Genomic DNA, 11,040 nt, shown 5'->3' with positions numbered 1-11,040 from the left:
CCAGGGCAGCCTCGGCAAAGGCCCGGCCCAGGCCGCGGGATGCACCGGTAATGAGCCACACTCGCGCAGTTGCCACGACGCGCTTCACCCCCAGTAAACAAGACGGTCCGTCTCGGCTCGTTGTGAGTCTAGGGCAGCACCCCCGGCCCCGCAATACGGATCGTCTCGTTTCGCTGTCCGACCTCTTTCCGGCGGAGCGGCATGCGCCGACGTCCGGCGCAAGCGGTTCAGCAGTGGCTCGTCCACGCAGGCAGTCAGTTCGACGCGGTAGGCGTACCCGTCGCCGGTCCGGCCTTGCACGGCCTGAAGTGCGGGTTTGCGTGCGTCGCGGACGACCGGGGCGGCCTGCTCGGTGCACCCCGGAGCTTGCCGGCCTCCCGGCTAATGGGTACGGCGCCAGGCGCAGCCAACACCCGCCGTGCACAAGGAGCGTGGCGCGGTAGCCCTGGGTGTTCATGCCCCTGGTGCACTCGGATAAGGTCCGCGTGCACCATGATCGGCCGCCACGCGCATTGCTCCCTTTCCACACGTACGGGGTACCTACGGCATGGATTTCGTCTTCCACATACTCTTCCCGCTACTCATCGCGCTGATGCTCTGGGCCGCCCAGACGATCGTGCGCCGAACGCGGCAACGGCGCATGGCGTGGGAGAGCGGACTCACCGCGCAGGCGCGGGTGGTACGTGCCTGGGCGACTGTCCAGATGGTCAACAACGTAGCTCGGCGCATCCAGTGGCACGAATACGACTTCACGACGGCGGACGGCCTGGCCGTCCGGTTCAAAGAGTCAGGCGGCCCGGCGAGCCGGGAACCTGGCGACGCCACGCTCGTGTACTACACGGGCGACGAGCCGGACAAGGCCACGGCCTCGGAGCCCCAGCCGGCCAAGGACATGTTCGGGACGGTCCTTGGTCTCGGCATCCTCGGGGTGGGGGTCATCATCCTCACCAAGGTGATGATCCAGTACTGGTGACGGCCTCACTCGTCGGCCCAGGGGGTGGGTCGGGCGGCGCCGTTGGCCGTAACGGATGCGAGCGATCCCCGGACCGCATCGGTCCGGGGCTCCCCGGCTCTTCAGGGCGCGGCCAGGAGTGCCAGTCGGAGATCAACTGCCCCTCCCGGATGACGAACAGGACGCCGTCCCCGGTGGGCCGCGAGCGCTCGGCGGCCCACCGGAAACCGAAGCGGTCCCACCGCGACGGTGGCGCCGCGCTCGCGGATCCGGACGGACATCTGAGGTTGACCGCGGGAAGCGAACCCCGAACGGTCAAGGGCCCGTGTCAGGTAGGCGGCTGTGACCGGTTCAGGTTGCGGCAGACCGCTTCCCCGGGCCAAGTCCTCCGAGAGGTGGGCGCAGAGCCGCGCCCACAATGCCGCGAACTCCGTCTCGGTCACGCCAAATGTCACGGCCGATCCCCTGCTTCGTTTCCGGCCTTTGGTCAGGGGAACGGCGCGATGCACTGCGGTGTGACAGCTCGGTTCAGGCAGCGCGAAGGGCGACCATCCTCGAGAGGAGAGGGGGGCAGGTCAGCGCTGCCGGTCAGCGATCACGAGCAATGTGTCCGCCGCTCGGTGTCCGTCAGACTTCGCCGGCAGCATGTCCACGGCGATGTTGGTGAATCCGGCCTCGTCGAGGGCCTTCACCCATACCTGCTCCTGGAGGACCCAGCGGCGCAGCGAGGCAGTCTCTCCCTCGGGAGTCTTTGCGGGGATGTCGGCTGCCACCAGGTCCGGTTGGGCCGGAGCGCCGTTCAGGTAGTGGGCCAGGGTAGAGAAGACCAGCCGTCCGCCCGGCTTCAGCGCAGCGGCTGTCGCCGGCAGTAGCTCGCGCGGATCGGTGAAGTCGACAGCCCCGAACACGCTGTACAGCACGTCGTAGCCGCTCTTCGTCACCTGAAGGTGGGGCACGGCGTCGGACGACGCGATACGCAGGCATGGGGCGAGGTGGGCGAACAGGTCGGTGGCCATCTCGTACTGCGCGGAGGAGGCATCGATGGCGACGATCTCGGCGGGCTCGTGGTGGAGGGCTAGGTGTGCGGCGTGCCGGGCGGCTCCGGCGCCGAGGTCGCCGACCACGTGTCCCGTGAGATCGCCCAGCACTTCGCAGCCGGGACCGCTGTCCTGGCTCCAGATCCAGTGGAAGGCATCGGGGACGGCGCGGTCGCGCTCGGCGCGGGTGCGGCCGTAGTGGTGCCAGAGGTCTGCCGTGGTCGTCATCCGCACCATCTTGGCGGGTGCGGACTGACGTTGGGCTGGTTCCGGTCGTCCTCACCCGGCCTTCGAGGATCCGAGCCGCCATGATTGAGTCGTACGGGTAGTCACGCACGAGCAGGGCCTGGGGACGCCCGGAGCAGACCGTCCGTTCCCTCCTCGACGCGTACCGAGCCAGCCCCGGCGAGGTCCGAGACCGCCCCGCGATCCGCAGCATCGTCGACGAACTGGCACAACGCCACCCCCGCACGAGCGGCGTCAGGGAACTCCAAGCCGCCACGAGTCGGCGAGGTCGTTACCAGTAGTTCGTTAAATCCGGCGGTAGAGGTCAATGCCGTGTCCGGTGATGACCGCGTCGATCAAGTCCTGAAGCTCGGAGGGTGGATCCTTCTCTGTCCGGGCTCGCCACCATCGAATGTGGGTGACCGCGGGGTCGAGCCAGGAACGGATCGCCCGTAAGGCCCAGGGCCAGTAGGGCTGTTGGTGCTGGTGGGACGGAGGCGGGGCTCCCTCTCTTGCCCCTCGCTGGGGCACGTGTCCGGTGCGGTGGCATCCACGGGGCGGGGTGGGACGAACCTTTGGTCCCAGCAGAAAGAGAACGCGCAGTTGACCAGAATCTGATGTAGGCGGATGGCACGGTCGGAACGGCCCTGGAAGTCGGCCCAGCCGAGTTCGTCCTTGACCTGCTCGTAGCTCTGCTCGAGCCACGGCCCCAGGCCGTAAAGGCGGACGACCTCGGCGAGGTCGGCCGGCGGGTGCGGGCTGGTGGCGGCGCAGGCGGCTCTGGGGTGGGGCGGGTTGGTGGCCAGGTATCAGGTGGCTTTCTCCGGCAGGGTGGCCGGGTTGGTGGTGGCTCACGACCAGCCGCCAGGCCCAGCGTGAGCTCCGCGCCGGCGAGCATGCGAGTGAACTCATTGGGAGAGAGCAGCAGACAGAAGCTGCCGGTCCTCGCAACCCGCTCCTCGCACCGCACTCCGCCATCAGTGCCGACATCCGCACCCGATAGCGTTCTGCGCATGACAACGGACCAAAGGCCGCAGCCGCAGCCGCCGACCTGCCCGCGCTGCGGCGGAGCCGAGGTACTCACGGTTGAACAGGCGCAGTCCGGCAAGGGCGCCCTGACCAAGAACCTCGGCACCCGCCTGGCGAAGGGCCCCGAGAACAGCGGCAGCGGCGACGGCTGCATGCACTTCGCCGAGGGGCTCGTCCTGAGCCTCATGTTCGGCGGCGGTCTCGCCTACACCGGCGTAGAGAAGGACAACCAGCTGTACACGATCGGCGGCGTGGTCCTCGGGCTGCTCATCCTCGCCGTCACCATCGCAGTCGTGCGCAATGACGGCCGGGACAAGGACGCCGAGACGTCCGGCGAGATGCTGGCCAACGAATACTGGCTGCCGGCCCACTACTGCTACGGCTGCGAAGGTGTCTTCTGCCCCGACGGCACCCCCTGGCAGGGCGTCCTCACCACCGAACAGTTCAAAAAGCTCGTCTGGCGCCAAGGCCGCTACGACCGTCAACTGCAGCCCGGCGACAAAGCCAAAGACGCAGAAATCCCACCAGGAACCCTGACCGGAGGTTAGTGGCTCTTGCGACGTCTCCTCAGCGCGCTGCCAATTCCCATCAGGTGACGCTCTTGGGTCTCACTCCATGTCCGCCCCGGCCACCGTTACCAGCTGCACGCGCTGCTCAGCCTCGCTGGCACCGCGCCGGGTCAGGGCGGCGGCCATGCGGCGTACGGCAAGGAGACCGGGCTCGGCCTGGGGGAGGCTGAGCATCGGCGTGGTCGTCGACGAACACGCCGATGCTCCGGAGGCCGACCTGCTCTGCTTCTACGGCCTCGTCCTCCTGGACTGGCACCGCGGCCGCCTGTCCTCTCCCCCGTCTCGCGACCCTGATCCGGCATCTGCCGCGTGACGGGGCGGTGGCTGGCCCGGCAGACGGAGGGCGAGGCGGCACAGTGGTCGGTCACGGAGTACCTCGTGACCCACGTGGTGCACCAACCGGCCGACACGAACTGGATGTTCGCGACGGTCAGCCGGTACGAGGACGCGGACCCCCCAAGACCCGCCGAAGCCGTTGCCGCGACCGGGCGCCGTGGACCCCTTCGGCACGCCCGAGGCACGGAGCCGTCCCCCGCATCCACCGCGACCCCGACCGCACAGCAATCGGCGTCCTTCTTCTCCTGACCTTCTTCACCGCCTCGGCACGGGTGATGATCTGCCGGACGACAGGGTGGGAAGAATCCGCCGAGAAGCGGGCGGCCTGCCCGACAGCCTCAGCTACACATCTGTCCCGCGTACGCCCCGGGCTCGTTGCGCACGCAGCGGGCGCCGACGGTCTGCCCGTGACGACGTGACGGCAGACGTTCGCCGTGCACCCGTCGCTCGGGGCCAATCAAGCCCGGCTTGGACCGTACCCACTCCCCCACTGGTGCGCGCACCCTTTCGCAGGGCAGGAGTTGGGCAAGGGCCAAAGACACCTATACCGGCAGGACCACGCGCACACCGAGAAGAACTTCCGGCTCGGCGACCGCCTGGCCCTCCGCGGTCGCGAAGACGGTGCAGATGCCAAGGGGCCTCGGCGGGCGGAAGGTTCACCCGGTGGTCGTCGACGAAAACGCAGGATGATCCTGGCAGGCCGAGGCGGTCCAGGGTGAGTTGGTAGATCACCGGGTCCGGCTTAGCGAGCCCAACAGCCTCCGAGGCCACATGGACGACGAACAGGTCCCAGATGCCGGACTGCTCACACGGGGTGAACGACTCCAGCCCGCAGCTGTTCGACAGGAGTGCCAACCGGTACCCGGCACCCTTCGCAGCGCGCGCGAGCGCCACCATCCGCCGGACTGGCGGCACTTTCGCCCGGGCGCGACCCATAAGGTTCTCTGCCGCCACGTGCGTGCCGGGCAGAGCAGCCGTCCCCTCGTTCCACTCGGCCCGGCCGATCTGCCCGATCTCCAGGGCCGTGTACGACCAGACCGAGCAGCTTCAGCGACTGGCCGCCGACGTCATCCCGCACCCGCCCTGCGCAACAGATTCCGCGGAAGACCGGGCAAAGGCAGCCGCACGCTGACCACGCCAGGAAGCACCGACAGCCCGCCTGCCCGACAGCCCGGCTGCCCGGCTGCCCGGCTGCCCGGCTGCCCGAAGGCTCCGGCACACCGGTGGCGCCGTGCCCCCTGCAGCCTTATGACCTATGCGCCGCTTGCTCCCCTGGAGTGTTGAAGGGCGACGGCCGCGTGCACGGCGATGCCGGTGGCCATGGCGGCTTCGTCGAAGACGACCCGGTTGGAGTGCATGTCCGGAACGTTCTGAGTCGGCGGGTCGGGCAGGCGGGCACCGAGGAAGGCCATAGCGCCGGGGATGCGTTCGAGGACGTAGGCGAAATCCTCCGAGCCCATCACCGGTTCGGCGAGGGCGTAGACGATGTCCCGTCCCAGCCGTGCGGCAACGGCCTTCTCCACGGCAGCGGTGAAGGCCGGCTCGTTGTGCAGCGGCGGGTAGCTCTCGGTCAGCTCGATGCCGGCCTCGGCGCCGTGCGCGGCGCAGATGTGGCGGGCCACGCGTTCGATGCCCGCGCGTACCTGCCGGCGGGTGTCGGGGGTCAGGGTGCGGAAGGTGCCGTGGAGTTCGGCGCTCTCCGGGATGACGTTGTTGGTGGTACCCGCTTCGATGCGGGCGATGGTGAGCACGGCCGGATCGAAGATGTTCACGGTCCGGGTCACCAGGCTCTGCAGGGCCTGGACGATCTCGCAGGCCACCGGGATGGGGTCGAGTGCCAGGTGGGGCGCCGAAGCGTGGCCGCTCTGGCCGCGCACGGTCAGACGGATCCGGTCGGAGGCCGCGAACATGGGGCCCGGCCGCAGATGAAGGGTGCCTGCTTCGAAGCGCGTGGTGACGTGCAGGGCGAAGGCAGCGTCCACGCTGTCCCCGTCGTGAGTGGTCAGGACGCCTTCCTCGATCATGTCGGCGGCGCCGCCTCCGCTCTCCTCGGCGGGCTGGAACATGAACACGACCCGTCCCGCGAGCTCCTCCCGCCGCTCCGCGAGAAGGCGGGCAGCGCCGACGAGCATCGCGGTGTGCAGATCGTGACCGCACGCATGCATGGCGCCGGGGACGCGGGAGGCGAAGTCCAGGCCGGTGTCCTCATGCTGGGGCAGCGCATCCATGTCGGCCCGCAGCAGCACCGTGGGGCCCGGCCGTGCACCCTCAAGGACGGCTGTCACCGAGCTGAGGTGAGTGCCGGTGGTGACGTGCAGGGGAAGATCTTCAAGGGACTCAAGGACCCGTTCCTGGGTGCGGGGCAGATGTCGGCCCAGTTCAGGGTCGCGGTGCAGAGCCCGGCGCAGACTGACGATGCCGGGCAGCATACGGCGCGCCCGGGCGAGCAGATCGTTCTCCTCCGGCAGGCCTGTGGCCGGGCTGTTGGTGGCTTCCTCGCTCACGTGGCGGCTCCTGCCGACTCGAGGATGGACTGCGCGAATAGACCGTGCAGATCTGCGGGGTGGCATCGGGCAGGCCAAGAGCCATGAACTCTCCCCGGCCGCCGTGAGGCGAGATTAGCTTCGAATGCGGCGTGGAACGGCGAGGCCGAGCAGGGGTCGTCCGCATTGTGGGGGCGGCCGTTCCGGGAGCGGCGAGTGGCGGGTGTGCGGATGGCCCGGTTTCACGGGAGACCTTGCGACGCACACGGGCCCCGGAGGTTCGTGCACGTCGCAGGGCGGTCGGCGCAGGCCGTCACACCGGGGCTGGGACGTAGCCTGGCGCGCCGCGCGGACCGGCAGGATCGTTTCACCGGCTCTCCCCGGATCGGGGTTCTCGGCTTGGATCTTGACCACCCGGGCGCCCCGGCAAAAGACACAGAGCCAGGCCCCCGGGACTTCACCGCCCGTGTCCGGCAGCCGGTCAGGCTTCACCGTCCGCGTCGTAGCGGGCCAGTACGGGACGCCGTGGCGGGTTCCCCGTGCTCGTGGAATTGTTGAAGATCGCCACTCCCGCTGCGAGGACGGTCCGGGTGCCGGGGATCAGTCGCGTCACGGCAATGTCGAACGGCTGCTTGAAGTCGTACTTCCGCTTCGACTTCGACACTTCGGACGGCTCGGGCAGCCGGCCCGGGTCGCGCAGTTTGTGCACCTTCCCGCTTTCGGTACGGCGTGTCCGCGAGTCCAGGAGCAGCCCGCCGGTTCCGTCGGGGACGGTCGTTGCGGTCATGAAGGCCCGGCCGGTATCGGGAGCGCGTACTTTCCTCCATGTAGTGCCGTCACCGGTCAGCAGGATGCTCTCGTCGCCGGGCTCCTTGTCCGCCTCACCGTGGTTGTAGCTGTGGCGGCCGAGCGCCCAGAGGCGGTCGCTCACGGGGTCGTGGACGAGGGAGTCAAGTGAGGCGGACGCCTCGGGCGGTACGGGGTCGGGGAAGTGGAACGAGGGGGTGGCGAGCTGCTGCCAGGCGCCTTGCGCCCACCGGGCGGTGGCGGGCTGCGGGTAGCACTGCTCCTGACCGCACTCGGTGTCCACCGAACCGGCCACCCACACCCGGTGGTTGCCGTCCTCGGCAGACGCGGCGGCGAGAGCGGCTGCGCGGAAGGGCAGCGGGGGAACATCCCAGCGTTTCCCGTCCCAATGCACGACCTTGCCGTAGGAGCTGACCCACAGGTGCGCCCCCGAGGCCACGCACCAGGCGCCCTCCGTCGCCCCGCCCTGCCATCGGCTGCCCCGGGTGACCGGAGGATCGGGCAGCCGCTGCCACGACCCGCCTTTCCGGTTGAACACAGCGAGTTGTCCGTCCTGCCCCGTGCGCTGTGCGAGCCAGATCCCGCCGGGCGCGCCCGTGGCCAGTGCCCAGGAGGATCCTCGGCCGCCCGCGATCAGCTCGTCGGGCGGGGTGGGCTCGTTCCATCGCTTGCCGTCCCAGTGCTCGAGGAACGGGGTGGAGGAATGCGCCTCCCGTGCCCCCAGCAGCCACACGTCATCCCGCGACGTGACGGCGAGCGCGAGATAAGAGGCGCTGCGCTCGGGCGAGAGGTGCGTATAGCGCCAAGCCCCGCCCGTCGATCTGGCCGAAGCGGTGTCAGCGGCGGGCGGGGACTCGTCCAGCCGTGCCGCATCGGTGGTGGACGGGCCGGGCGGAGGTCGTCTCTTCCCCTTCCCGCCCGACGTGTCGTCCTTGGCGCAGCCGGTCAGCGCGGAGGCTCCGGCGACAGCGGCCACGCCGATGAGCGTGCGACGGGTGGGCAGAGAAACGTTCATGCGCAAGGAATGTAGCACCGGCCCACTCGGCCAACGGGGCTCGATCCGCACGGCGAACACCTGCCGGCCGACCACCAGGACACGGATGTCGGCCGCCTTGTCCACGGCGGCCTGGAACAGGTGCGGCACCACGCGCACGCTCTCGTCGATCTCGGGCACCGTGACCGGGTCCGCCCACCCGGTGAGGGGAAGACCGTCTCGCTGGTAGGGCGTCCACCGTAGCGTCTTGAAAATCACCTGGTCGCGGCTGTCGATGGAGGACCGCGCCTCGTCCGGATCGTTCGTCACCAGCGTCGGCGGCACGGTGCCCAACCCCCCTTAATTCAAAGGGCCTTGGTGTCGGTGCCGGATACCGCAAGGGCATCCACCGTACGAACACGCCGCCTCCCGCCCGTTCGCGGCCAGGCAAAATCCGGGTACGCCTGGGCAGGGCAGTGAAGCCGACGGCTTCCGCCTGTCCCGCAGGCCTGACCACGGGCCCACGCGTCAAAACCCCTGCGCCTCTCCCCCGCGGCGTGCGGGGAGCGGTGGCCGACCTCGATCCACTCCACATCGATCGTGGGTCCATCCCCGCGCTCCGGGGGGATGGATGTACATGCCCGGCCCTGGAGGCGGTATCGGTCAAGGCAGCCTTTGGCGGTGGGGTGCCTGGCCTGGAACCGTGCCACGAGCCGCCGCTTTCCACGTGGAGCGGCTCACCACTCAATACTTCGTCAACCGTCCGGGTCGCTCGAAGTAGAAGCCCCGGGCCCATGCCGTTCATCGCTCTCCCCGGGTGGCGGAGCCGCTGCGACACCCCTGACCAGCGCGCTGCCGTCGAGGACGCGCTTGCCGTCGAACAGGTGGCCGGTGAAGCCGAACATGTGGGGTCCCCGCCCCAACCGCAGCAACCCCGGGGTGACGTGCGTCGCCGAGAAGGGCACACCGTCAAACACCAGCGGGATGGACAGGAAGAGGTTCCTCTTCTCGTCTGCCGCGGGGCCGGTCCACAGCGCAACGGTCACCCGCGGCCCCTTTGGGTCCGGGATGCACCCGCGCACGTAGTACGGCTTGGCGACCGGGGTGGCGGTGTAGTGCCACAGCGCATCCGCGACGGCACACTGCATCCGCACCAGCACGTCCGGGGACACGGCCGCTCGCGGTTGACCCATGACGGGCACTTCTGAACCCCTGCAGTAGGGAGTGATCACACCGACCTTCCCCTTCGTGCCGGGAAGTTCGCGGCGATCGCGCGGGCAGCCTCGGCTGCTCGGTCCTGCCGCTGGTGGCGGGCCGGCGCCCGCCGTCCGTTGGATTTCGCCGGCTCAACCGCTCATTGCAGCCATCATGGTCAGTTCCTCCGCCACGGTGTCGGCGATCAGTTTGGAGTCACCGGGGCGAAGGTGGCTTACGACGGTGAGCGTGTAGTTCTCCGCGTTCTGGACGACGGCGAGGTTCACGCTGCGGGGCGGGGAAAGGGGAGGCAGGGCTACGCTGCCGGTCAGGCGGCGGCCGTGCAGGCGGCCCGGACCGCCTCGCCACTTGAACGCCGTGCACACTGCTGTGTTCACATCGGGCCGGGTCATGCGCTGGGTCAGCGCTGTGGTCAGCCAGGGTGCCGCACGGGAGATGCCCTCCAGGACGGGCAGGGCCGCACGGTGGGCATGGCATCGCCGGTTCAGGGCTGACAGCAGGTGCTGGCAGGTCCGCAGGCGGTCGGCCGGGGAATCGGTGTCCACGGGCAGCGGGACGCGGATGGCGGTGATGAGGGTGCCGAGCCTCTGTGCCTCGTAGGGGCTGCGCAGGTCCACGGGCACTCTCGCGTAGAGGGGCGCGGCGCCGCAGGACCGGGATGAGAGGGCGTCGTAGCAGGCGGGCAGGGCACCGGCCAGGGCGCTGAGGAGCAGTTCGTTCAACGTCGCGCCCCGTCCGGTTGCGGGCTGACGCCGTGCCGAGCGCATCACGGCGGGGTCGAGTCGGGTGATGGAAACGCTGGGGCTGCATTCGCCGGGTGCCGGCGGCAGGGGCTGTCCAACGGCGTTGCTGTTGTGCCACTCCTTGATGAGGTGGGTGACCGGGACGCGGGGACGCGGCGGCGTCTGGGCGGGTTTCGGTGCGCGGACGGGGATGTTGGGGTCGTCCATGAGGAGGCGAAGGAGGGTGGCGAGGGAGAGGCCGTCGAGAAGCGCGTGGTGGGCCAGCAGCACCAGGGGCTGTTCGCCGGTCGGCGCGGCTTCGGGTACCAGTAGCTGCCACAGGGGCCGGTCAGGAGGCAGCCGCCGGACTACCGCTGCGGCCAGGAGCGACTGCAGTTCCTGTGCGCAGGCGGTGACGTGTGCGGCCGGATCGAACGGTCCCGCGTACACCCAGCGGTGGCCGGAGAGCGCCGCCGGCCGGGAAGGCGGCTTCAGGATCTGGTGCATCCGGTCCAGCGCACCCCACCGCTCAGCGACGCGGGAGCGGAGTTCGGCCAGGTCGAAGGGCTTGCCCGTGTACAGCATGGCGGTGCCGATCGTTCCGGGCAGCCCCGCGCGCACGAAGCCTCCCTCAATCCCCGACAGTCGCATGTGTGTCCCTTCCCGCTCGTGATGGGTACGGTCCTCGTTCT

The 11,040-nt window shown here is 69.5% G+C and carries 8 protein-coding genes and 4 pseudogenes; 4 read left to right on the top strand and 8 right to left on the bottom strand.

Annotation, left to right across the window (positions count from 1 at the left end; translation table 11 throughout):
- The first annotated feature begins 547 nt into the window (after positions 1–547).
- Positions 548–973, top strand: a complete 426-nt coding sequence (locus IE226_RS41110; protein ID WP_190086633.1) for a DUF3592 domain-containing protein — start codon at positions 548–550, stop codon at positions 971–973.
- A gap of 554 nt (positions 974–1,527) precedes the next feature.
- Here the strand turns inward: IE226_RS41110 and IE226_RS41105 are convergent.
- A complete protein-coding gene (locus IE226_RS41105) occupies positions 1,528–2,217 on the bottom strand; it encodes a methyltransferase domain-containing protein (RefSeq protein WP_190086632.1) in 690 nt (229 codons plus the stop codon).
- Positions 2,218–2,333: 116 nt separating this feature from the next.
- On the opposite strand from IE226_RS41105, the pseudogene IE226_RS44600 reads away from it, so the two are divergent.
- Positions 2,334–2,516 (top strand): annotated as a pseudogene (locus IE226_RS44600) (transcriptional regulator); the annotation flags it as partial.
- 23 nt (positions 2,517–2,539) lie between these two features.
- Here IE226_RS44600 and IE226_RS45490 read toward each other — a convergent pair.
- Positions 2,540–3,065, bottom strand: a pseudogene (locus IE226_RS45490) (IS701 family transposase); the annotation flags it as partial.
- Positions 3,066–3,227: 162 nt separating this feature from the next.
- Between IE226_RS45490 and IE226_RS41100 the strand changes: the two are divergent.
- Positions 3,228–3,791, top strand: a complete 564-nt coding sequence (locus IE226_RS41100; protein ID WP_229871903.1) for a hypothetical protein — start codon at positions 3,228–3,230, stop codon at positions 3,789–3,791.
- Positions 3,792–3,851: 60 nt separating this feature from the next.
- On the opposite strand, the gene IE226_RS44980 is transcribed toward IE226_RS41100, so the two are convergent.
- Entirely contained in the window at positions 3,852–3,986 is a 135-nt protein-coding gene (locus IE226_RS44980; protein WP_268251321.1) for a hypothetical protein, read from the bottom strand.
- A 4-nt stretch (positions 3,987–3,990) separates the two neighbouring features.
- Here IE226_RS44980 and IE226_RS44975 point away from each other — a divergent pair, with 4 nt between their 5' ends.
- Positions 3,991–4,125 (top strand): hypothetical protein, encoded by a 135-nt coding sequence (locus tag IE226_RS44975; protein ID WP_268251320.1) that lies wholly within the window; start codon positions 3,991–3,993, stop codon positions 4,123–4,125.
- A 565-nt stretch (positions 4,126–4,690) separates the two neighbouring features.
- On the opposite strand, the pseudogene IE226_RS41095 reads toward IE226_RS44975, so the two are convergent.
- The 5 genes and pseudogenes from IE226_RS41095 to IE226_RS41075 all read right to left on the bottom strand — a co-directional run.
- Positions 4,691–5,177: pseudogene (locus IE226_RS41095) on the bottom strand (HAD family hydrolase); the annotation flags it as partial.
- A 224-nt stretch (positions 5,178–5,401) separates the two neighbouring features.
- The gene (locus IE226_RS41090; RefSeq protein ID WP_229871902.1) at positions 5,402–6,652 is read right to left on the bottom strand and encodes a M20 metallopeptidase family protein; all 1,251 of its coding nucleotides are present in this window, start codon (positions 6,650–6,652) and stop codon (positions 5,402–5,404) included.
- A gap of 1,840 nt (positions 6,653–8,492) precedes the next feature.
- Positions 8,493–8,756: pseudogene (locus IE226_RS41085) on the bottom strand (ATP-grasp ribosomal peptide maturase); the annotation flags it as partial.
- A 410-nt stretch (positions 8,757–9,166) separates the two neighbouring features.
- Positions 9,167–9,604, bottom strand: coding sequence for a hypothetical protein (locus IE226_RS41080; RefSeq protein WP_229871901.1), 438 nt, complete (start codon positions 9,602–9,604; stop codon positions 9,167–9,169).
- Positions 9,605–9,757: 153 nt separating this feature from the next.
- On the bottom strand, positions 9,758–10,969 hold the full coding sequence (locus IE226_RS41075; RefSeq protein WP_229871900.1) for a wax ester/triacylglycerol synthase domain-containing protein: 1,212 nt from the start codon (positions 10,967–10,969) through the stop codon (positions 9,758–9,760).
- Between the last annotated feature and the right edge of the window lie 71 nt (positions 10,970–11,040).

Source organism: Streptomyces longisporoflavus, from assembly GCF_014649775.1.
GTDB classification, from domain to species: Bacteria; Actinomycetota; Actinomycetes; order Streptomycetales; family Streptomycetaceae; genus Streptomyces; species Streptomyces longisporoflavus.
The sequence above is the reverse complement of the archived record's forward strand: the minus strand, read 5'-3'. Positions and strand labels throughout refer to the sequence as shown.